The 22,647-nt window shown below is 35.9% G+C and carries 16 protein-coding genes and 1 riboswitch; of the genes, 9 read left to right on the forward strand and 7 right to left on the reverse strand.

Annotation, left to right across the window (positions count from 1 at the left end; genetic code table 11):
• Window positions 1-2 precede the first annotated feature (2 nt).
• Window positions 3-94: riboswitch (TPP riboswitch) on the reverse strand.
• A gap of 355 nt (window positions 95-449) precedes the next feature.
• Complete coding sequence (locus ACIGAM_RS11235; protein WP_396511527.1) at window positions 450-1,316, forward strand: inositol oxygenase family protein; 867 nt, start codon at window positions 450-452, stop codon at window positions 1,314-1,316.
• A 25-nt stretch (window positions 1,317-1,341) separates the two neighbouring features.
• Window positions 1,342-2,910 carry a solute:sodium symporter family transporter gene (locus ACIGAM_RS11240; protein WP_396511528.1) on the forward strand — a complete coding sequence of 523 codons (1,569 nt, stop codon included), beginning with the start codon at window positions 1,342-1,344 and terminating at the stop codon, window positions 2,908-2,910.
• A gap of 12 nt (window positions 2,911-2,922) precedes the next feature.
• Here the strand turns inward: ACIGAM_RS11240 and ACIGAM_RS11245 are convergent, their stop codons facing one another.
• The 6 genes from ACIGAM_RS11245 to ACIGAM_RS11270 all read right to left on the reverse strand — a co-directional run bounded on the left by ACIGAM_RS11245 (window position 2,923) and on the right by ACIGAM_RS11270 (window position 8,778).
• Window positions 2,923-3,375, reverse strand: coding sequence for a Na(+)-translocating NADH-quinone reductase subunit F (locus tag ACIGAM_RS11245; protein WP_396511529.1), 453 nt, complete (start codon window positions 3,373-3,375; stop codon window positions 2,923-2,925).
• 125 nt (window positions 3,376-3,500) lie between these two features.
• Window positions 3,501-4,463: an endonuclease/exonuclease/phosphatase family protein gene (locus ACIGAM_RS11250; RefSeq protein ID WP_396511530.1), complete on the reverse strand. Its 963-nt coding sequence runs from the start codon at window positions 4,461-4,463 to the stop codon at window positions 3,501-3,503.
• A gap of 99 nt (window positions 4,464-4,562) precedes the next feature.
• A complete protein-coding gene (locus ACIGAM_RS11255) occupies window positions 4,563-6,983 on the reverse strand; it encodes a DUF4982 domain-containing protein (protein WP_396511531.1) in 2,421 nt (806 codons plus the stop codon).
• Between the two features lie 94 nt (window positions 6,984-7,077).
• Complete coding sequence (locus tag ACIGAM_RS11260) at window positions 7,078-7,302, reverse strand: hypothetical protein (RefSeq protein WP_396511532.1); 225 nt, start codon at window positions 7,300-7,302, stop codon at window positions 7,078-7,080.
• A 142-nt stretch (window positions 7,303-7,444) separates the two neighbouring features.
• Window positions 7,445-8,224, reverse strand: a complete 780-nt coding sequence (locus ACIGAM_RS11265) for an anti-sigma factor domain-containing protein (RefSeq protein ID WP_396511533.1) — start codon at window positions 8,222-8,224, stop codon at window positions 7,445-7,447.
• The gene (locus ACIGAM_RS11270) at window positions 8,221-8,778 is read right to left on the reverse strand and encodes an RNA polymerase sigma factor (protein WP_396511534.1); all 558 of its coding nucleotides are present in this window, start codon (window positions 8,776-8,778) and stop codon (window positions 8,221-8,223) included. The genes ACIGAM_RS11265 and ACIGAM_RS11270 overlap by 4 nt, the downstream gene beginning before the upstream one ends.
• Before the next feature lie 125 nt (window positions 8,779-8,903).
• On the opposite strand from ACIGAM_RS11270, the gene ACIGAM_RS11275 reads away from it, so the two are divergent.
• From ACIGAM_RS11275 to ACIGAM_RS11305, 7 genes are all read left to right on the forward strand, one after another.
• Window positions 8,904-9,416, forward strand: a complete 513-nt coding sequence (locus ACIGAM_RS11275; protein ID WP_396511535.1) for a fasciclin domain-containing protein — start codon at window positions 8,904-8,906, stop codon at window positions 9,414-9,416.
• A gap of 244 nt (window positions 9,417-9,660) precedes the next feature.
• Window positions 9,661-10,185 (forward strand): sigma-70 family RNA polymerase sigma factor, encoded by a 525-nt coding sequence (locus tag ACIGAM_RS11280; RefSeq protein ID WP_396511536.1) that lies wholly within the window; start codon window positions 9,661-9,663, stop codon window positions 10,183-10,185.
• A 99-nt stretch (window positions 10,186-10,284) separates the two neighbouring features.
• A complete protein-coding gene (locus ACIGAM_RS11285; RefSeq protein WP_396511537.1) occupies window positions 10,285-11,436 on the forward strand; it encodes a FecR family protein in 1,152 nt (383 codons plus the stop codon).
• Window positions 11,437-11,525: 89 nt separating this feature from the next.
• Window positions 11,526-14,990 (forward strand): TonB-dependent receptor, encoded by a 3,465-nt coding sequence (locus ACIGAM_RS11290; RefSeq protein WP_396511538.1) that lies wholly within the window; start codon window positions 11,526-11,528, stop codon window positions 14,988-14,990.
• 10 nt (window positions 14,991-15,000) lie between these two features.
• A complete protein-coding gene (locus ACIGAM_RS11295; protein ID WP_396511539.1) occupies window positions 15,001-16,347 on the forward strand; it encodes a RagB/SusD family nutrient uptake outer membrane protein in 1,347 nt (448 codons plus the stop codon).
• An 84-nt stretch (window positions 16,348-16,431) separates the two neighbouring features.
• Window positions 16,432-19,251 carry a M16 family metallopeptidase gene (locus tag ACIGAM_RS11300; protein WP_396511540.1) on the forward strand — a complete coding sequence of 940 codons (2,820 nt, stop codon included), beginning with the start codon at window positions 16,432-16,434 and terminating at the stop codon, window positions 19,249-19,251.
• A 176-nt stretch (window positions 19,252-19,427) separates the two neighbouring features.
• Window positions 19,428-21,164 carry an ABC transporter ATP-binding protein gene (locus ACIGAM_RS11305; protein WP_396511541.1) on the forward strand — a complete coding sequence of 579 codons (1,737 nt, stop codon included), beginning with the start codon at window positions 19,428-19,430 and terminating at the stop codon, window positions 21,162-21,164.
• A 48-nt stretch (window positions 21,165-21,212) separates the two neighbouring features.
• Here the strand turns inward: ACIGAM_RS11305 and ACIGAM_RS11310 are convergent, their stop codons facing one another.
• Window positions 21,213-22,364 carry a porin gene (locus tag ACIGAM_RS11310; RefSeq protein ID WP_396511542.1) on the reverse strand — a complete coding sequence of 384 codons (1,152 nt, stop codon included), beginning with the start codon at window positions 22,362-22,364 and terminating at the stop codon, window positions 21,213-21,215.
• Window positions 22,365-22,647: the final 283 nt, after the last annotated feature.

Genomic DNA, 22,647 nt, shown 5'->3' on the forward strand with positions numbered 1-22,647 from the left:
GTAGAAGTTCTGTTACTTTTCCCTACGCTGGTGTTAACCAAACAGGTTCAAAGGGACTGTCTCAATTCTAGATAGAATACCCCTAAAGCCAACTCAAAGATAGGAGTTCTGTGAGAGAATACCGCAGCTTAATCATGCAAAAGACTAGATGAATATGCTTAGTGTTTTGAAGGTAATAAATTTAGAAACACCTGCCCGTTTATACTATATCTGGCGAGGTTGTACATATAACTGCATAGTTTATCCATATGCTTAAAGAAGATAAAATCTATTCTTGTAAAGCGTATTTACACTACACCAATCAGAATTTAACCATTCTCGGTTGCCATGAGTTCGAAATCGATTGCGAGTCTTTGATTTTTGTAAATTTATATAGACTTCAATAGATTTTCTAACAGGTCTAAAAAGTACGTTTTAAAGCTAAAATGTTTAATTAAAAATAAAATATTATGGATGCTACAGCAAACGGTCCTATGCAAAATCTAGACGATTGGGAAGATGACTTATTAAACAGATATCCAGACCCAGAACCTTCAGAGAAAAGTGAGGAAGAATTTAGAAACTATATAGATTCAGATCGGATAGATACGGTTAAAGAATTTTACCGTGTAAATCATAAATACCAGACGTATGATTTTGTTACTCAAAAGGAAAACGAATTTTTAAAGTTTGATCGTAGAAAAATGTCTATATGGGAAGCCATCGACTTCTTAAATACACTCGTAGATGATAGTGATCCTGATATTGATTTAGATCAATTGCAGCATTTACTACAAACATCTGAAGCTATACGTGCAGACGGTCACCCAGACTGGTTTGTGCTTACCGGATTTTTACACGATGTAGGCAAAGTATTATGTCTTTTTGGAGAGCCACAATGGGCAGTCGTAGGAGATACTTTCCCGGTAGGGTGTGCTTTTTCTGATAAAATAGTTTACCCGGAGTTTTTTAAAGACAATCCTGATATCCATAATGAGAAGTACACATCTAAACTTGGGATTTATGAAGAAAACTGCGGTCTCGATAAGGTTAAAATGAGTTGGGGACACGATGAGTATTTATACCAGATACTTAAAGACTATATGCCCGAACCTGCATTGTATATGATACGTTATCACTCGTTTTACTCACAACATAGAGAAAATGCATATGCACATTTAATGACTCAAAAGGATCACGAGATGTTTGAGTGGGTTAAGAAATTTAATCCCTACGATTTGTATTCAAAAGCACCAGTGCCGCCAGATTCTAAAAAATTGAGACCGTATTACGAAGAATTGGTAAAAAAATACTTACCGGAAACCTTAATGTTTTAATCGGGCAAAGAAGATCTTTTAAATTATGACAGCTACCTATATAGGTTTTTTTGGATTCACCTTATTTGTAATTCTTTATACGACCTGGAAACTACGTAAAGATCAATTTACAACCGCAAATGGTTATTTTTTGGCCGGCAGAACGCTTACAGGTACTGTAATTGCCGGGTCAATGATTCTTACAAATATATCTACAGAACATCTTATAGGTATGAACGGGAGTTCGTATCAAAATGGTATTATAGTAATCGCCTGGGAAGTAACCTCGGCGATTGCGCTCGTTATTGCAGCCTTATTTTTTATACCGCGTTTTATACGAATGGGGCTCACTACAATTCCTGAGTATCTCGAGAAACGCTTTGACAGTACCACGCGATCTGTAGTTGCATTTTTATTAATGCTCTCCTTTGTGGTGACACTGTTGCCAATTGTATTGTATACAGGTGCGATAAATATCGAAAGTGTTTTCAGTTTTTCTGAAATGTTTGATATTTCTAGGTCTACAGCACTTGTCTATACCGTCCTGGTAATAGGAGTAATTGGTTCTTTATATGCGATTTTTGGCGGACTGAAAGCTGTTGCCTATTCCGATACTTTAAATGGAGTAGGGCTTATGGCGGGGGGAATTTTGATTCCGCTATTTGCGTTATATCAAATAGGTGATGGAAGTATTTTTGGAGGAATGCAAACGGTTTATGATTTTGCTCCCGAAAAGTTTGACATCATAGGTGCTGCTGATTCTAACCTTCCTTTTTCAACTTTATTTACCGGTTTAATGATTAATCAAGTGTATTTCTGGGGGATGAATCAAGCGATTATTCAACGAGCATTTGGTGCAAAGAATCTTGCTGAAGCGCAGAAAGGGCTTATTTATACTGGTGTTTTGAAGCTTTTTGTCCCCATTATCATCGTGTTGCCGGGACTTATAGCGTATTACTATTTTCAAGATGAATTTCAAGCAACACCAGATTTAATTTATCCATTGCTCGTAAAAAAAGTATTGCCTACCTACTTATTCGGTTTCTTTGCTGCCGTAATTCTGGGAGCAGTTTTAAGTACCTTTAATAGTGTACTCAACTCTGCGAGTACCATATTTTGTCTTGATATTTATAAGAAGCTTATTAACCCAACCGTATCTGATAGAAAGCTGGTGCGCTTTGGTAAGTTATCTTCATTAGTTTTAGCAGTTTTAGCTATCGCTGTTGCTCCTATGGTTGCATATGCACCAGACGGTTTGTATTTATTGCTTCAGGAACTAAACGGAATCTTTTTTATTCCTATTTCTTCTGTAATTATAGCAGGAATCTTCTTTAAACGAATCAATGCCAAAGGAGCAAAGGCAGGTTTGCTATTTGGTTTTTCATTCTATATTCTAACAACGTTTATTCTAAAATTAGATATACACTTTGTGCATCTTTGGGGTATTGAGTTCGTTCTAAATTTCCTGATTATGTTTTTGGTTTCTAAAGTAACTTTTAAAGGTAATTATGTTCAGGAATTGTATCCCAATCCCAGTGAACCCTGGAAATATGTAAACGTTGCAGGATCTATACTGGTTGCACTTACCGTGGGAATATATATATGGTTATCCTAAAAGAAATTTAACTTAAAAGGCAAGTTTATAAACCGGCTTGTCTTCTTCAAAGTCAAAGAGTTTTGAAAAGTCCATCACATTTGCAACATTATCAAGTTTGCATAAAACAGCGACTGCTTCACACATTCCATTAAACATGACTTCTTTTGAGTTGCGGTCGATAGTTTTGTTTTGCTTTCGCGAAAGTGGAAGTGTATATCCACAGCCTTCTAAAAAAGCAGCTTCAATATGCAGCAATTCTGAAGGTGAGTAGCCGTTTAATTTACGACCAAAAGCTTCATTTACTTTACCTACGTAAGTAAGTTGTAATGAACCGTGTCCTTCAGTTAGATGTTTCCAAGTGTCTGTATTGTCTAGAATATTACCTACAGCGCAACTTTTACAACATTCTGGGTTAAGATTACCACTGTGAAAGGCGGTATAAAGCTTACTAATAGCTTGTTCCAGACGTGATGAGGTTTTCATAGCTTATTTTTTTCTTTTATTAAAGTTACGAAAAATGTGATTCAGGGGTTCTTCAAGTCTAATTTTTTTGCTTTATGAACGAAAACATTCTTTAATACAGTGCCATTCTAATTTTAATAGGATATTCATATTTTAAATTCTGCCCACAACGGATAATGATCTGAGATCAGCCAGGAAAGACTATTTTTAGTTAGCTCACGGTTGCATAGCGCTATATCTACAAAATCATAACTGCCTCCGTTTAAAAATTCTAAGGAGAGCTTCGGTTTGCTACTTTTAGCATTAAACCAGGCAATCTGATCGTAATATTTTGTCTCGTTAAAAATGGATCTGGTTACGTGTTCATTTTGTAAAGCTTCAGGAATGTATAGACCTTCAGAAAGAAATGTTTTATCTAATAAATCGCCACGGGCATCTATATTAAAGTCACCCAGGGCAATAAAATCTTGATGATAAGAATTAATGTCTTCTGCCCAATCTCTCAACCATTTTGCAATACCTCGTAGTTCGGGAATTCTATTAGTTTTATTTTTTCCGTAGAGAATATGCAGGGTCACAAGAATAAATGTATGCGATCCAGATTTAAAAGATACGGCATAAGGGGAACGCACAAACTGTTTAGAAAGCGCATTATCCTTTATTGAGTTTTCCCATTCTTCAGGTACCACAAGCTCACCTGCTAGCCCTGATAAATGGACTCTTCTGGTATCAAACAAGTACGCCATGCGCTCCCCATTGCCTACGTTGCCTTTATTTACGTCTGTTAAGATAAGTGACCAATTAGATCCCAGTAGTTTTAATGTGTCTCTTAAAGCTCTGAGGTTGTTTTTTACTTCTTGCAATGCAATAACATCAAACCTACTTATGATTTCAGCTATACAAACTATGGAGTGAAGATCTCTTTTAGGAGAGTCTGTATCATCTGAATCCCATTTGCGCGTCAAATTTCCAAAAGAACGAATATTCCAAGTAGCTATTAAAAGGTTTCTGTCTAATTGTTTTGTAGGTATTTTGAGATCTAAATCACGCTTAAGAAGATTAAGGTTAGCGCGCACTTCTGCTGGTTGCTCATCTAAAATTGTAGGCATATAACAAGTTGATTTCTATAAATTTAAGGTTTTTTAGAATCGTATTAACTTCTTTAATTTATAAACCGAAATCAACAAGATATACAGGGATGTAAATATTTAGTTTAGGGTTTCTAAATTTAATGTAGCTGTTTTTAAATTGGTACCGCTAACCCTAAGTTCAATTGCTCCAGGTGTAGTATCACTTTGCACTAAGACTACAAGTTTTCCGCTAAACAATTTCATCGTTGGCTCGTGAAATAGTTCAAGTGATGTGGCATCGCCATTACAGGCAGCGCGATAACTTCCATCACCGGTTACTTTAAAATTAAGTTGATTTGTAGCGGTAGGGCATAAGTTACCTTCTTTATCTACCACAGAAACGGTTACAAATGATAAATCTTTGCCGTCTGCATTTAAGGTTGTACGGTCTGCATCGAGTTTTAGTGCATAAGGTTTGCCTGCAGTTTTCACCTCTTTTTCAGCAACTGGGTTTCCTTTAGCATCTAATGCGACAACTTTAAGAGTGCCGGGTTCATAGATAACATCATTCCACATTAAGCGATACCGAGTTTGGGGTGTAGCATTATCTTTAGTTTGTATACCTTGACTTTTACCGTTTACAAAAAGTTCAGCACTATCATAGCTCGTATATACAAAAACCGGAGTTTTCTCGCCCGCACGACCTTCCCAGTTCCAATGCGGTAATATATGTAAGGTCTCTTTTTCGGTATTCCAACGGCTGCGGTATAAATAGTAACGGTCTTTGGGAATTCCTGCTAAGTCAATCATACCAAAATACGAACTGCGAGAAGGCCAGCTTTCATCATAAGGAGTAGGTTCGCCCAGATAGTCAAAACCCGTCCAAACAAACTCCCCAATAACCCAGGGTTTATCATCTTGTAATATAAAATCATCTTCGGGGAGATTAGACCAGCTGCAATATTCTAAATCATATGACGAACTCTGAAAATCCGGATATTGTTTCATACTTGCCTTTTCAGCCGGAAATTTATAAACACCTCTTGAGCTCACTGTTGAGGCAGTTTCTGAGCCTAAAATAAAACCTTGAGGAAATTTATCATAAGCATCTTCATATAAATGCACTCGGTAATTAAGTCCGGGAACATCTAGAATAGCACCAAACCCAGACTCCATGGTATTTTCAACCTGGTCCATACCCACAGTTACAGGGCGTGTAGGGTCTTCTCTATGGAAAATATCTTGCAACCATCGCGCTCGTTTTACACCTGCGCTTCCGTACTGGTCTGGCACTTCATTACCTGCACTCCACATAACGATAGATGGATGATTTCGGGTTGCACGAACTAAATTAACCACATCCTTTTCGGCATATTCATCAAAAAAACGGTTGTAACCATTTTCAACTTTAGGTTTTTTCCACTCGTCAAAACTTTCTGCGAGAAACATAAAACCCATTTCATCAGCTAGTTGTAGTTGTTCAAAAGAAGGCATATTGTGCGAACTGCGTATAGCATCACAGCCCAAGTCTTTTAATATTTGCATCTGGCGGCGCAGTGCAGCTTTATTCACAGCAGTACCCAGAGGTCCTAAATCGTGATGTAAACAAACACCCTTAAATTTCCGGGTTTTTCCATTAAGTTGAAAACCGGTTTCTGCGGAATAGGAAATAGAACGAATACCAAATTTTGTCGTCACTTCATCTTTTAATTCGTTCCCCGAATAAAGGCTTGAAATTGCTGTGTACAAATACGGATTTTCAGGACTCCATAAATTGGGTTTTTCAACCTTTAGATTTTGATCAAACTGATTGCTATACGCTATTGCTGTAGAATCTTGGGTAATTTGATTACCATCCTTATCAAAAACTGTGGTAACCAATTTTAAATTATTTCCGCTAACCTCAGTTTTAATATTAATTTTTGCTTCTTCTTGCGTAGCAATAGGAGTAGTGATAAAGGTTCCCCATTGATCTATACTTTGTTTGTCTTTAACTATAAGGCTTACGTTACGATACAAACCAGCACCGGGATACCAGCGTGAGGAGAATTCTTTATTACTTAATTCTACGGCAAGTGTGTTTTCACCATTTTTTAAAAATGCCGTGATATCAAAATAGAAATAAGAATATCCATAAGCCCATTCACCTATTTTCTCTCCATTTAGGTAAACCTGTGGTTCGCTCATTGCTCCTTCAAATAATAAAAGCACTTTTTTATCTTCTGAATATTCTGGCACTTCAAAATTTGTACGATACCAGCCGGTTCCTGTAAAAGGTAAAGAGCCGGTACGTCCTGTTTTTTCGGTGGCGGTTTGTTCACCATTTTGAGTTATGGCTACGGTTTGTTTATCGATCTCTTTATCAAACGGACCGTAAATAGCCCAATCGTGAGGTACAGTTACCTCTTCCCATTTAGAATCGTCAAATTCGGGTTGCGCAGCATTTTTAAAATTTCCTTTTTGAAAACGCCAACCCTTATGTAACTCTGTAACCGTACGGGTTTGACTAAATAAAGTTAAAGTAGAAAATAAAAAAAAGAAAATTGATCTAAGAACCATGGTAGAGCATAATTTTAATTTAACACCGATATAAAAATACAGTATTAAGCGTAGATATTACGCTTTATGGTTTGTGATGATGTGGTAATCTGTTTTATGGAAACATATCGCAACGGCACGCGTACCACTGTTTTGTGAAAGACTCCAACTTATCTAAATAAAGATTAATTTCTTTTTGCCCTTCAATTAATTGCTCACCGTCTTTAAGTTGTGGTCTACTAAGTGTATTGTTAGTCGTGATTTCTGAAGGTATTAATAGAGATTGTACGCGTTCATCTAGTCCAGCGTACTCTTTTATATCTGGAAGAATTAACTGCATATTTAAGTTTGAGATTAATTAAACTAAGTAATATAAGTCGTAGAGAAACAAATTAACTTTCTAAAAAGGAAACCTTTATACTATAATTTTAAAAAACTTTAACTGTAATAAGAGAATGGAATTCTAAAGGTTTTTTTGAACCTTATCTGAGATAAACATTGGTCACGAGACGTGAAACTGTAGGATGGTCATTACCTCCGGCAGGTTCTATAGTTATGTTTAAAGATGCTGCTTTATCTATATAATTCATCGCCAGCAATTCACTTTCTTTAGCAATAACACCCATATCTATCATCACACCTTCTACATCTGCCCACATTTGGTAATCGTGATTTTCGTCTAGTTTAGGTAAATCTTTAGCATTTACTATGATTGATTTTTCTTTATGATTCACATAACTAATAACCTTAGCATCGGGAGCTAGTTCATTTCCCTTAAGAATGTATTGTTCAGTTTCAGGAGATTTTAAAAGAGCTAACAGCTTTGATGTTTGCTCTACATTAGTATTAAGATCTTCTATATTTTTATTTAAAACTGCATTTTCAGTGTCTACTAGCTGTAATTGATTGCGAGTGTCGCTCAATTGTTTTAAAATGTAAAGACTTGTGATCATAAATAGCACGGCAATTGTGGCCGCAATACTTAGATATACTTTTAATGAGTTGTTTTTTGGGACAGGATTTTCGCTGATTTTGGATCCCCTAACGGCCTTCATTAAAAAATCTTTTACTTTTTCTGGAGGGGCAATTGCATTTTCTAAAGCCATTGACTCAAAATTAGATTCGAGCGTATGTAAATGTTCTTTCAAATCTGAATCTTGTAAGACTAACTTTTCAATCTTTTGTTCATCGGCGTGACTCAGCTCACCTAATAGATATTGCTCTAAGATGTTATGTTTTAATATGTATGACTTATCCATCATCGTATCACTTCAATTAAAATCATTAACCATACCACAGCTTTGCTATATGTTATTTGTAATTTTTTTAAAGCTTGTTTTATGTATGATTTAAATGTTCCTAATGGGACATTCATTTCTTTATGAGCTTCTTTGTGGGTTAACCCTTTGAAATAGATCAACTCTAAAGCTTTCTGGTGGTGTATGTCTAATTGTTTTAAGCTTCCTTTTAATTTTAAATAATCATGTTCTGGAGCTAAGGGTTCTTCTTCTAAATTATATACGCTAAAATCATCTGTCTGGATGAGTTTATTTTCTGACCTTAAAAAGTTTAGCGCTTTATTCTTTGCTATACGGTACGACCAGGTATAGAATTTCCCCTTGTCTGGATTGTATTGAAATGACTTTTCCCAGATTGTTAAGAATGTGTCTTGCAGAATATTTTGTGACTCCTGCTCATCTTTACAAACTCTTAGTATTACACCATACAGGGCAGGGGCGTATTTGTCATAAAGACTTGCCAATGCTGACTCTTCTTTATTCTTAAGTCTTTCAATAAGAAATTTGTCGTTCTGCATGAATGTTAAAGATTTACCAAAAATGAGCTCATGCTCATCCAACGTAAATTATCTGGTGTAAATATAAATGAATGCGCTTCAAATGAAAACAAAGCGCAAACGTTTAACCAAAAAATCAAATTTTTATGAAAAAGCTAGTATTTATTTTAACCGCAGTAATTACGTTAACTGCAAGTCAGTTTGCATCTGCACAAAAAACAATTGTTGATGTTGCTGTAGGTAATGAAGATTTCTCAACCTTAGTAACAGCACTTAAAGCAGCAGATTTAGTTTCTGCATTGCAAGGTAATGGTCCTTTTACTGTATTTGCACCTAACAATGCTGCATTTGGTAAAGTAGATTCAGAAACTTTAGGAATGTTGCTAAAACCAGAAAATAAAGATGCTCTAGCGGGAATATTAACGTATCACGTAGTGTCTGGTAAACTTGCTGCTGCAGATGTTGTTGCTGCTTTAAAGAAAGGAAACGGAAGCGTTACTTTAGAAACTTTAAATGGGCAGAGTATTACGGTTATGCAAAAAGATGGTAAGATCTGGTTACAAGATCAAAAAGGAAGTTACAGTGAGATTATAGCTACTGATGTTATGGGTAGTAATGGCGTAATTCATGTAATTGACACAGTTGTAATGCCAGAATAGTTAGGGAAATCAATTGCTATGATTGTAAAGGGAAATCTTTTTTTAAAAGGTTTCCCTTTATTTTTTTAATATGTTGCATACTTATGAAGAACAGAATTTTCAAGTCATTTTTTTAAAATATTATCAGAATTAAAGAAACTTATGTGGGTCTTAAGTAAAAACTTATAATAATTAGCTCTAAAATCTGCTGTTAAAAAGAACTAAACTATATTTATCCCGGTAACTATAAGAAAGTCCCTACTTTTTGAATACTTCGGCCGGCGAAATAAAATCTGTTTTTCAAAACGATTACAAGAACCTATGTGTTTTTGCGTACGGTTATGTGCTTGATAAAGACAATGCAAAAGATATTGTGCAGGAGGTCTTTGTTAAGTTGTTAGAACTAGATGATATAGATCATATAAATAATTTATCTGCTTACATTAAAACAAGTGTTTATAACGCGAGTTTAAAATCTATACGCCAAAACTCTAAAATAGCAATTCTAACTAATGCAGAACATCGCATACCTTCTAAAAATCTTACCCAAGAAAATCAAATAATAAAAGAAGAAGAGAACCGTAGTATTCTTAAAGAATTAGATCTTTTACCTAAAGAATGCAGGAAAGCATTTGAACTCTGCGTAATACATGGTTACAAATATGCAGATGCAGCAGAAAGTCTCCACATTTCTAAGAATACATTAAAAACACATATAAAAAAGGCATACAGAATTTTGCGAGAATCAATGAAATATGCGCAGGTTTTATGGGCGTTCTCTAATTTTTAAATGTTAATTTTTACTTTTTTATAAATTTTTTCGCAATTGGAGTCACCCCAAAGAAGCTTTCAAGACTCTTATTAGTAGAACCCTTATTATGGTGCTACTATGAAAAAAGAAATTAATCTTCTTTTAAAAAAACTCAACGGAACATTTACTCCTGAGGAATCTGCTTTATTTGATCTTTGGATTAATGAATCTGCAGATAATAAACACTTCTTTAATAAAATATCCGCTTTAAAATCTAGAGGTGCAGATATAGAAGAATTACAGAATCTTGACACAGATCAAGCTTGGGAAATTGTTTTAAGTAAAGTAAAAGATCAAAAACCTGTTGTATCACTTTTACCAAAGAAAAAAATTAAGGTATGGCATTATGCCGCCGCTGCTGTCGTTGCCATACTCATAACTTTTAATTTTGTATATCGTCCTTTTGCTGACACTATTAATACTCAAAACGCCCTAAGTGTAGAGACTGAAAATGGAGCGATTGAAGTTATACAATCTAACAAGCAGATTCAATTATTTAATAAAAAAGGGATTCAGATTGCATCTCAAAATGCAGATACATTAAGCTATACAAATTCTACAGCAACTACAGAAATTGCATACAATACATTAAACGTACCTAACGGAAATTCATTTACCTTAAAATTAGGAGATGGTTCTATTATACGGCTTAATGCCGGCAGTAGGTTAACCTACCCTATAAATTTTAAATCGGGTACAGAGCGATTACTTACCCTTAAAGGCGAAGCGTACTTTGATGTAAGTAAGCGAAAAAACCAACCTTTTATTATTTCAACTCAAGGCGTAAATGTTGAGGTTTTAGGTACATCATTTAATGTAAACTCGTATGCAGAAAATAATCTGGTAGCAGTAGCTCTGGTAGAAGGTTCTGTACAAATGTATAATGATTCTAAAACTCAAAATCAATCTGTTATTCTTAAGCCAAATCAGCTTGGCTCTTTTAATTCTCATTCAAATTCGATTTCTGTACAGGAAGCAAATATGTGGGAACATACCGCGTGGTTAGAAGGAAGATTGATTATTAGAGATGCATCCTTTACAGAAATTCTTCAGAAAATTGAAAGAAAGTATGCGGTTACCATTTTAAATAAAAACACAACTATTAACAAAGAACGTTTTAATGCAAGCTTTGATACCGAAACTATAGATGAGGTTTTAGAAGCTTTTGCTCTTGATGCGCCATTTAAATTTACGCACAAAGAAGACGTGATAATCATTAATAATCTGTAAAAAAAAAATCAGGAAATGCGCCAACATTCCCTGATCTAATAAATGTAAAGTCAACTAGTTCAAATTAATTAACCTAACAACGTAAATGTATGAAAATCCCTATTTGTACGAGGCATATAATGTCTCGTTTACACAAACATTCTCTAGCGATGAAAATCACGACGCTATTACTTTTTGTATCCTTATTTAGTCTACAGGCAAACTCGTATTCCCAGCGAAATAAGGTGACGCTTAATCTTAATGATGCGAGTATAGTACAGGTACTAGCCGCAATCGAGGCTAAAACAGATTTTAAGTTTATTTACAATGTAAAGACATTGAGTACAGACAAACTACTATCTATTCACGTAAACGACGAAAAAATAAACGTCGTCCTTGACAAGATTTTAGCTTCTTCTAAGACAGATTATGTCATACGTAAAAATCTAATCGTACTTAAACCCGCTCCAGAAGTTGCAGTAAGTTCATTTATTGAGTCTGTAGAAAATTCTGTACAAAAACGGGTGACTGGTGTCGTAAAAGATGCTAATGGTTTGCCCTTACCCGGAGTAACAGTTAAAATTAAAGATACTCGTATAGGGGCATCAACAGATTTTGATGGTAAGTATAGTATCGCTGCTGCGGCTAATGAAACTCTTATATTTTCCTATGTAGGTTTTGAAACCTATGAGACTGCCGTAGCTGGCAGAAGCCAGATAGATATAACCTTAAAAGAGTCACTCGAAGAAATGAGTGAAGTCGTGGTTATAGGATATGGTGAAGTTAAAAAAGAAAACATCACGGGTTCTGTGGGAGTAGTCGATATGGAAGGTTTTCAAAATCAGGCACCAACCATTAATGTAGATCAAGGCTTACAAGGTCTCGTAGCGGGTGTAAATGTAAGTTCACCTAATGGTCAACCGGGTTCGGCTTCAAAAATTCGCATACGGGGTACAACTTCTCTTTTTGGTTCTAACCAGCCTTTATATGTTATTGATGGGATTCCTGTTGTTTCAGAAAGTAATATCCCGGTAGGTGGTACCGAAGGCAGTAATCTAGGTCAAGAATTAGATAATCAAGGATTGAGTACGCCTATAGGAAACATAAACCCCAGTGATATTAAATCTATTACCGTTTTAAAAGATGCATCTGCCGCTGCCATTTATGGTTCTCGTGCAGCAAACGGAGTTATTGTCATTACGACAAAACAAGGTACGAAAGATGGTAAAACACAATTTGAATTTAGTGCTTCTACCACTGTACAAAAGACACCTACTTTAGATGTTTTAAATGCAGCGCAGTTTAAAGAAGTTTGGCTTACTGCTGTTAATGCAAGTTCAAGTACAGATGCGTTTTCACAAAGTATTCGTGACGGTTCATACTTCGGAAACGCAGATACAAATTGGGAGGAGGAACTCAACCCATCTAATCAGGTTTCTTCAAATTATAATTTGAGCATACGTGGTGGAAACGCAAGTACACAGTACTCAACGTCACTTTCTGCACTTAGTGAGCAGGGAGCACTTGAAGGTTCAGACAGAAAACGCTATACATTAAATCTTAATTTAAATACCAAAGCGACTGAAAAATGGACGTTCGGCACACGTTTACAAACCACTTTTTCAGATCAGAATGCTACAGATTCAGGCTTATTTGATCGCATATACATCTATAGACCAGATGTTCCTGTTTTTGATGAAGATGGAAATTATTCCTTTTCAACCGGGAGTAATTTTGAAAATCCAATAGCATTATCGCAGGCAAATAACACCAATAAAACCTTTTTATTTTTAGGTACATTTTTCACTCAGTTAGAACTTGTAGAAGGTCTAAAAGCTGAAACCAGATTGTCTGTTAATTACAATACAGGAAATCAAAACAGCTACTATCCTGAATATTTATCACGTGGAGGGTGGAGTCGTCTGCGAGGTGATGGCGATGGTTACGCACAAGATAGCAGATCACAATCATCTGTAGTACAATGGAACTCAAATCTTACCTATTCAAAAACTTTTAATGATTTACACAGCATAGAAAGTGTATTAGGAACTACGTTTGAGAAAGTAAGTTCTTCGTATAATAAAGCTTTTGGAGAAGGCTATAGCAATGGAGTTTTAAGTAATGTAAGTAGTGCAACTTCTAGTAATGGTGGTTTATCAACTAGCCAGGGCTCAGGACTGCATTCGTATTTTGGTCGTGTTCATTACGATTATGATGATCGTTATTTACTAACGGTTTTGGGTAGAGTAGATGGTTCTTCAAAGTTTGCTGTAGAAAATAAATATGCCTTTTTCCCTGCTGCTGCGGTTGCCTGGAGAGCTTCCGAAGAAGCCTTCTTAAAAGGAAATAAAACACTAAATAACCTAAAATTTAAAGCGAGTTTAGGAACAACCGGGCAACAGGATTTTGGTCCATACCAGTGGCGAACGCTTTACGAAACGTACACTTATGGTGGAAGCGCGGTTATTTTAACGCAATTGGGTAACGACAAGTTGAAATGGGAAACCACGCAGCAATTAGATTTTGGTGTTGAGTTTGGGTTCTTAAATGATCGTATTTCAGGGGAGTTTGGGTATTACGAGAAAAATACCAGAGATGCTATATTTCCTGTAATTCCTCCCGGAAACACTGGGACGGGATCAATATTAGCAAATGTAGGAGAAACTCAAAATAGAGGTTTAGAACTGTTAGTTAATATAGGAGTTATTCGTTCTAAAGATTTCTCGTGGGATCTGCGTATAAATGCCACTAAAAATAACAATAAGCTGACTAAAATAGCAGATGATTATAAAGACGATGAAGGTTTTGTAACTGGCATTCCCGGTAATGGTGGGCGCTTACGAGAAGGGAGTCCTATAGGTTTAATTTATGGGTATAGAGCAGAAGGTCTTTTTCAAGATCAGGCAAGTATAGATGCTTTAAATGCTAATGCAGCAGGCGGAGTTTATCAAGACGACGAGACAGCACCTGGCGACATAAGGTTTAAAGATATTTCAGGACCAGAAGGTGTGCCAGATGGTATAATATCATCTTTTGATCAGGAGGTAATAGGTGATGCACAGGCAGATTTATTTGGGGGTATTTCAAGTACTTTTAGATATAAACAATTATCTCTTGCGGCTCAGTTTAGTTACTCTGTGGGAAATGATTTATTCTGGTTTTCGCAAACGCGTAATGTAAACTTTCAAAGCTCATTTTTTGCTGAAAATAAAATTACAGATGTTCTTAACGCGTGGACCCCAGAAAATCCTACAAATGTACCTAGATCTGTTTACAGAGATCCTAATGGTAATGGTAGCATCTCTAGTTTTTATGTGCACGACGGCTCATATCTACGATTAAATACGCTTAATCTACGCTATGAATTTTCTAAAGAATTTTTAAATAGATTCTCATTTTTTAATGGTTTAGCCATTTACGGTATCGCTCAAAACCTGTTTACCATAACAAACTATCCCGGAGCAAATCCGCAGGGAGGAAGTTTGTTTGATAATGACATATCGGGTTCAGGAAGAGATACTAACAGATATCCGCTTCAAAGCGCTTACACCTTAGGTATTAACTTAAGATTTTAATTCTACACTTATGAAAAAATATATTTTATACAGTTTATTAGCTGCATTGACGGTTTCTTGTGAAATAGTTGATGCGATAGATCAAAATCCGCCAAATAACCTCGTTCCAGATAATGTGATTCAAAACAGCGATGATGCAGAAGCGTTACTTAGTGGAGCTTATGGTCAGATTGTATCTTTTACTTCTGCACATTACTATATGTATTCAGAATTAATACCCAGTGCGATGATAGGTACGATGAGTACTGCAGGTGGGGGTACTGCAAATTCAGAATTTCAGGAAAACGATTTGCATTCAGATAACGCTAATGTAAATAGTTTTTGGAAGATTATTTACGCAGTTATGGATGCTTCTAACAATAGTATTAAACTCACGCAACAACTTTCAGGAAGCGAGATTTCTGAGACGTTGCGAAGTGAGATTATAGGTGAAGCCCATTTTTTACGAGCAATGACCACTTTTGATGCATTGCGCTATTTTGGTCAGTTTTACGATAGATCTAGTACGTTAGGGGTAGTTATAAGAACCGAACCTGTAAACTTTGTAACCCGCAGTAAGCCTAGAAGTACTGTTGAAGAATGTTACACCCAGATTCTTGCAGATCTTGATTTTGCTATAAATAATGCACCAGATTTTACGGTAAATTACAGAGCATCTAAAATAGCTGCTCAAGCACTTAAAGCTCGTGTTTTATTATATATGGGAGCCTATGCAGATGCAGCTGTTGCAGCAGATCTTGTAATAAATAATACTGTGAGATCTCTTGAACCCTCATATGCAGATGTATTTAGTAAAGGGTTAAATTCTAAAGAATTAATACTGCAGATCTATAGAGACGCTAATTCAGACACCGATCAAAATAACAGAAAGCGTTTTTATTCGGGTAGAGCAGGTAATACGTGGTTTCCTACCTTGATGGCAGGTGACTCGAGGCAACCTTTAACCAATTCTGGTTTGACAGTGCTAAAAACAAACAATACAGCAACTTTTAGACCCACTTATTTTATGCGTCTTGCTGAGTTATATCTTATTAAATCTGAAGCTCTTGCCCGCAGTGGCGCAACTGTTGAAGCGAGCCTTACACCCCTAAATGTAATACGCAACAGAGCAGGTAATGATGATGCAGTGGCAACCACAACTGATGAAGTTTTAGAACTGGTTTTTGAAGAAACTATAAAAGAACTTGCTTTTGAGAATGGTGCAGACTGGTTTGCAGCCATACGTTTTGATAAGGCAATGCAGTTAAAATCTACCATCACCAGTATCAACCAGTATATTCTCCCAATACCTCTAGCGGAAATAGAAGGTAACGAATTCATAAAATTTGAAGATCAAAATCCTGGTTACAATTTCTAAAAATTAAGGATTAGCCATATAATTCTCTTTTTACAGGATTGCTTGCAATATCTGCAGGCAATCCTTTTACCTAAAAACAAGCACATGACACGTTTACTCACAATTATTAGTATTGTTTTACTTTCCTGTTACACCCCTTTACAGGCACAGAAGAAAGCAAATTTCACCAATTTAAAACAGCAGTTGCCTTTAGACCCTTCAGTGATTACAGGAAAACTAGATAACGGTTTAACGTATTACATAAAGGAAAATTCAAGACCTCAAGATAAAGCAGAACTGCGTCTGGTAATTAATGCAGGCTCTATTTTAGAAGATGAAGACCAGCGCGGATTAGCCCATTTTGTAGAGCATATGGCATTTAACGGTACCACAAGTTTTCAGAAAAACGAACTTATTGATTATTTACAAAGTATAGGGGTTGAGTTTGGTGCAGATTTAAATGCGCATACCGGTTTTGATGAGACAGTTTATAAACTCACCGTACCTACAGATGATCAGAAGATCTTTGATACCAGTATGCAAATTTTGAAAGATTGGGCCGGTGCAATCACTTTTTCAAATGAAGAAATAGACAATGAGCGCGGTGTTGTAGCAGAAGAGTTAAGAGCGCGTAGCGGTGCGGGATCTAGAATGTATGATGAGTCTATACCGGTAATAACAAACAACGCGCGCTATGCAAAACGGTTGCCTATAGGAAGTCTGGATGTAATTCTAAATTCAGATTACGAGGCTATGAAACGTTTTTACAGAGACTGGTACAGACCAGATTTAATGGCACTTGTATTGGTAGGTGATTTTAATGCTAAAAAAGCAGAAGCACAAGTAAAATCTCTTTTTAGTGATTTAGAAGTATCACAAAACCCTAAAACCCGTACCGTTTATACTATAGAAACGGCAACTGAACCGGTGGCAAAAGTGATTACAGATAAAGAGACTCAGAATACCACGGTAGCTTTTTACTATAAAAAAGAACACGAGAAAACGCTGAGTTTTGAAGATTATAAAACGTCCCTTCTAGAAAGCTTATACTCAGGGATGTTGCGTGAACGCTTTAATGAACTTACACAAGATAAAGATGCACCTTTCTTGAGTGCTTCGGCAGGAATAGGTTTTTTCTTAGGAAACAAAGACAGTTATTTTTTAAGAGCAAATTTAAAAGATGACCAGATATTAAAAGGAATAGAAGCCGTTATTGCAGAAAGTGAGCGTGCAAAACGTTTTGGCTTTACAGAAACAGAGTTAGAACGCTACAAGGCAAAAGTTCTTCAGAATGCAGTGCTTTTTAAAACGGAAGCAGATAAAATACCCAATCGTATTTATGTAGAAGCGCTAATTGATAATTTCACTTTTGAAGATCCTGTAGTTAGTGAAGATTTTAGGTATAATTTTTATAAAGAAATTTTACCAACGATTACCTTAAACGAGGTTAACGCTGTAGCGCAAACCTGGGTAGCAACTTCTGATGTTGCTATTATTGTAAATGCTCCAGAGCAAGACCTTGCCAAATTACCCAAAGAAGCTAAGCTTTTAGATATTTTAAAAAATGCAGAAGGTTTGAATTTAAAGCCTTATGTAGATGATATGGCGAATGTAGCATTGATGAAAAATAAGCCGCAACCGGGTAAACTTACAGCTACATCTTATAATGATAAAGTAGACGTTACAACCTGGGAATTTGCTAATGGTGTTACCGTTATTGTAAAACCTACAACCTTTCAGAATGATATGATTGCTGTACGTGGGTTTAGACCCGGTGGTAGTTCTGTTGCGCCAGATAATATGTATGTTTCGGCACGTGAAGCCGGTAGAATTGTTTCAGAAAGTGGGGTGAATTCAATTTCTAATATTCAACTACAAAAATTGAATATGGGTAGAGATGTCAAAGTAACCCCGTATATTAATTATTATGATGAGCTAATTTCAGCAAGCAGTAATAGAGAAGATCTGGAGCGTATGTTTCAAATGATTCATTTATACTTTACAGCGCCTAATAAAGATGCAAATATTTTTGGCTCTCATAAAGAGCAATTAATTTCTTTATATAAAGGGGCAGATGATAACCCGGGTTCTTATTTTGAAAAAGTGATTGCACAGACGATGATGAATAATCATTTAAGAGCTGTACCTCTTGAGGTAGATCAAATAGAAGCAGAGCTAAATATTGATGAGGTTTATGATTTTTACATAGAGCGTTTTTCTAATGCAAATGAGTTTACGTTTATTTTTGCAGGGAATTTTGATCCTGATCAAATTAAAGAATTATCAACACGGTATCTGGCGAGTTTACCATCTAACCTGGATGAAGGAAGCAATTGGAGAGATATAGGCTTAAGGAGAGTCACCGGGAAGATTAAAAAAACGGTAAATAAAGGAATTGATGATAAAGCTCAGGTAGCAATGCGATACACGGGTACACTTGATTATTCTCCTGAAAAATTGAAAAAACTTAACCTACTGGCAAAGGTTTTAAAAATTAGACTTACTGAAGAGTTGCGAGAGGAAATGGGAGGCGTATACGGTGTGCGCGTAAGTGGTTTTACAACAGATAGACCTTACGACTGGTACAGAATGGATATACGTTTTACTTGTGCGCCTGAGAATGTTGAGGTATTAAAGGACAAGGTTTTTGAAGAAATTGCCGCTATCAAGAAAAATGGTGTTTCTCAGGAAAACGTCGATAAAATTAAAGAAGCAGAATTAAGCAATACCGAAGAGTTTCTAAACTATGACTCGTTCTGGATCGCTAAAATTAAAGAAGCTTATGAGTTGGGACGGGATTATGACAGCTTTTTAAACTACAAAGAAGATATTTCAGCAATCGATTCAGATTATTTTAAAGATGCAGCAAAGATTTATTTTGATGAAACTAATTATGCAGAATTTGTATTACTCCCAGAAGAGTAAAAGTATATTTTAAGCGTTTTTACAACCCTCACTTATTGGTGAGGGTTTTTATTTTTATAACTATTTAGAGGCATATTTTAAATCAAGTAATTTTTGTTTAGCGTACTCCTCAAATAAGATTATAGTGGAGTATAATTTTTCATAAATTTTACCGACTAAAGCTTTAAACTATTTTAATGTCAGAAAAAAAAGTAAGTATTCTCAGTGCTTTTAAAACCATTATTTGGCCCAGAAGAAAACTGGTATTTATAGGGTTAATTTTAATTGTGATTAGCAAGGCAGCAAGCTTTGTAGCACCCCTGTCTCTTAAATATTTAATGGATGATATTATACCTAATAAGAATGTAGAACTACTCAAGCTCTTAGTCGCAGCTGTGGGTCTTGCCATTTTAGTACAAGCCGCAACTTCATTTTTGTTGACTAAGATTTTGAGCGTACAGGCTCAATATATGATCTCAGAGTTGAGAGCTCAGGTTCAAAAAAAGGTACTGTCTTTACCCATTCGGTTTTTTGATAATACAAAATCGGGAGCGCTGGTCTCCCGTATTATGAGTGATGTAGAGGGCGTACGTAACTTAATAGGAACAGGATTAGTACAACTAGTAGGAGGTAGTATCACAGCTGTGGTCTCGCTCGTGTTGCTGTTACGCATAAGCTGGACGATGACTTTGTTTACGCTTATTCCACTGGCTGTTTTTGCACTGATTGCGCTAAAGGCTTTTAAGATCATTCGACCTATTTTTAGAAATAGAGGGGTTATAAATGCCGAAGTCACAGGAAGGCTTACAGAAACTTTAGGGGGTGTACGCGTAATTAAAGGTTTTAATGCTGAAGAACAGGAGAATAAAATATTTGAAGAAGGTGTAGAGCGACTTTTTCAAAATGTAAAAAAGAGTTTAACGGCGACTGCGTTAATGACCAGCTCTTCAACATTTTTGTTAGGATTGGCTACCACCGGAATAATGGGAATAGGAGGTTATAAAATTATGATGGGCGAATTAACTATAGGTGATTTCCTGACTTTTACGTTTTTGTTAGGATTAATGATAGCGCCCATTGTTCAAATGAGTAATATAGGAAGTCAATTAACAGAAGCTTTAGCAGGTCTTGATCGTACTGAAGAACTGATGAATATGACACCAGAATCTGATGAGGAAAACCGTACCCAGCTTCTTCAAAACTTTAAAGGACATATTGTTTTTAAGGATGTATCTTTTGCTTACGAGGAAAATAAAGAGGTGTTGACGGGGATTAATTTTGAAGCAAAATCGGGTGAAGTGGTAGCTTTAGTTGGGAGTTCAGGTTCTGGAAAAAGTACCATCGCAGGCCTTGCGGCGACATTTTTAAATCCGCAGTCTGGTACAATAACCGTTGATGGGCAGGATATATCAAAAGTGAATTTAAATAGCTTTAGGAAACATCTTGGTGTTGTTTTACAAGATGAATTTCTATTTGAAGGCAGTATACGACAGAATATTTTGTTTCCGAGGCCTAACGCTACTGAGGATGAATTGCAAGCGGCGGTTAATGCAGCATACGTAAATGAATTTACAGATAGGTTTGAGGACGGTTTAGATACTTTAATTGGTGAGCGTGGTGTAAAATTGTCTGGTGGTCAACGTCAACGAATCGCAATCGCGAGAGCCGTTTTAGCAAATCCTAAAATTTTAATTTTAGACGAAGCAACTTCTAATCTCGATACCGAAAGTGAGGCATTAATTCAAAAAAGTCTGGCTACTTTAACTCAGGGAAGAACAACCTTTGTTATAGCCCACCGTTTAAGTACCATTAGAAAAGCAGATCAAATCTTAGTCATAGAAAATGGTCAGATTGCAGAACGCGGAACACATGATGAACTTATTGCTAACCAGGGGAGATACTATAACTTATTTACCTATCAGGCGCGTATTTAGAGTTTTCTCTAAATTTTTCCGAAGTAAAAACCTTTAAGGGCCGTTAATTTATAAGAGCAATAAAGGAGCTATAAATCCAACGCGCACTTCATTTTTATTGAAAGATGATGCGCCAAAAGAATCTATCGCATAATCTGAATAATCATAATATCTACCTATATAGGCAAAATAAAACTTGAGGTTAAGATCTTTAAACGGACTATAATATATAGTAGGAATAACGCCATAACTGGTTCTTATTAATTCATTACCGGCTTGTGCGTTATCGCGAGCGCTACTGGTCATTAAGGTTAACAACCCCTCAACTTTAGGGCTAATGCGATACTTACCACGAAACCAGTTTTCTACATAGGTTACATTCTCTGCAGCTACTTCATTGTCAATTACTCGGGTTACGATGCCCTTTGTATCTATTTCTTCATAACTGTAATGAAAGTCATACATTAAGGTTATGTTTTTGTTTTCATATTTATGTCCCAGTGTAAAAAATGTGGTACCTCTATCTTTAACTTCTGTAGAGTGACTCAAACTATATATTGTTTCTAGTTTACCGTCAAAAAAGCTTCCGCGCCAGTTGCCTACAAAAGTAACCGGCCAGTCTGGTTCCTGAATATTTTCTGCAACCACATCACCATAGATGTCTTCGTAAAGGGCTGTTCTTGAGTTTAATACCTGTAATCCAAAAGTGTTATGTTCGGCAGTTTTATAACTCAAGCCGGCGCCGGTAACAAAGGCCAGTGCATTACCATAAATATCATTATATTCAAGCACATCACGAGCAATAAACTCATACTCATAACCACCGTATAAAGCTGTCATTTTGCCAAGATACATATTGAGTGCATTACTCAATTTAACATCTATATATGCCAATTCTATATTACTTCCCAGCCTATCGAGGCTTTGCACATCGCCACTTTTATTGAAGCGATTTCTAAATTTAAATTTTAGGTTATCATTTATTTTTGCAGCTATTCCCAATGCCGTAAATCCATTTTCAAATTGGAGACCGTTGTAGTAATTATCACCACCTCTAAAAGTGTAGGCTTGAAAGTCCATACGTAGATCAAAGGTGATATCTATATTTTTTAAAAGACCTGCTTTATCAACTGGAATTATAGGCTCATCAGGGCTACCATTTTCCTGTGCAGTGACTGAAAGAGCCAAAAATAAAAGAATACTTAATATGAGTTTTGTCATAATAATAAGATTAGCTCACCCGATTTTTTAAGTAGAGGCTGATGATTTTAGGTAGCAAGAAATACTGCGCAAGCACATTTTGCGGAAAATACTAAAATTTATTTAAAGCAATACTTATAATATACTCTGAAGGATAAAACATTTTAATCAGAAATAGTATATATTAGTTTGGAAATCATTGTACTTCCCAAATTCTAATTTAATTGTTTTGTATGTCTGGCACTGCAATTCTTGTAAAAAATAATATTTTCAGTAAAGAACAAGTAGAAGGATTAAAACTTTT

The sequence above is a fragment of the Leeuwenhoekiella sp. NPDC079379 genome (assembly GCF_044542075.1).
Classification (GTDB): Bacteria; Bacteroidota; Bacteroidia; order Flavobacteriales; family Flavobacteriaceae; genus Leeuwenhoekiella.

What these genes read in the sequence shown, in the direction of transcription:
- ACIGAM_RS11270 (WP_396511534.1), bottom strand. Translation starts at nt 8,778, where the DNA reads ATGCAGAACGACAAATTTCTTATTGAAAGACTTAAGAATAAAGAAGAG.
- ACIGAM_RS11305 (WP_396511541.1), top strand. Translation starts at nt 19,428, where the DNA reads ATGTCAGAAAAAAAAGTAAGTATTCTCAGTGCTTTTAAAACCATTATT.
- ACIGAM_RS11290 (WP_396511538.1), top strand. Translation starts at nt 11,526, where the DNA reads ATGAAAATCCCTATTTGTACGAGGCATATAATGTCTCGTTTACACAAA.
- ACIGAM_RS11265 (WP_396511533.1), bottom strand. Translation starts at nt 8,224, where the DNA reads ATGATGGATAAGTCATACATATTAAAACATAACATCTTAGAGCAATAT.
- ACIGAM_RS11295 (WP_396511539.1), top strand. Translation starts at nt 15,001, where the DNA reads ATGAAAAAATATATTTTATACAGTTTATTAGCTGCATTGACGGTTTCT.
- ACIGAM_RS11245 (WP_396511529.1), bottom strand. Translation starts at nt 3,375, where the DNA reads ATGAAAACCTCATCACGTCTGGAACAAGCTATTAGTAAGCTTTATACC.
- ACIGAM_RS11235 (WP_396511527.1), top strand. Translation starts at nt 450, where the DNA reads ATGGATGCTACAGCAAACGGTCCTATGCAAAATCTAGACGATTGGGAA.
- ACIGAM_RS11255 (WP_396511531.1), bottom strand. Translation starts at nt 6,983, where the DNA reads ATGGTTCTTAGATCAATTTTCTTTTTTTTATTTTCTACTTTAACTTTA.
- ACIGAM_RS11300 (WP_396511540.1), top strand. Translation starts at nt 16,432, where the DNA reads ATGACACGTTTACTCACAATTATTAGTATTGTTTTACTTTCCTGTTAC.
- ACIGAM_RS11310 (WP_396511542.1), bottom strand. Translation starts at nt 22,364, where the DNA reads ATGACAAAACTCATATTAAGTATTCTTTTATTTTTGGCTCTTTCAGTC.
- ACIGAM_RS11240 (WP_396511528.1), top strand. Translation starts at nt 1,342, where the DNA reads ATGACAGCTACCTATATAGGTTTTTTTGGATTCACCTTATTTGTAATT.
- ACIGAM_RS11260 (WP_396511532.1), bottom strand. Translation starts at nt 7,302, where the DNA reads ATGCAGTTAATTCTTCCAGATATAAAAGAGTACGCTGGACTAGATGAA.
- ACIGAM_RS11250 (WP_396511530.1), bottom strand. Translation starts at nt 4,463, where the DNA reads ATGCCTACAATTTTAGATGAGCAACCAGCAGAAGTGCGCGCTAACCTT.
- ACIGAM_RS11285 (WP_396511537.1), top strand. Translation starts at nt 10,285, where the DNA reads ATGAAAAAAGAAATTAATCTTCTTTTAAAAAAACTCAACGGAACATTT.
- ACIGAM_RS11275 (WP_396511535.1), top strand. Translation starts at nt 8,904, where the DNA reads ATGAAAAAGCTAGTATTTATTTTAACCGCAGTAATTACGTTAACTGCA.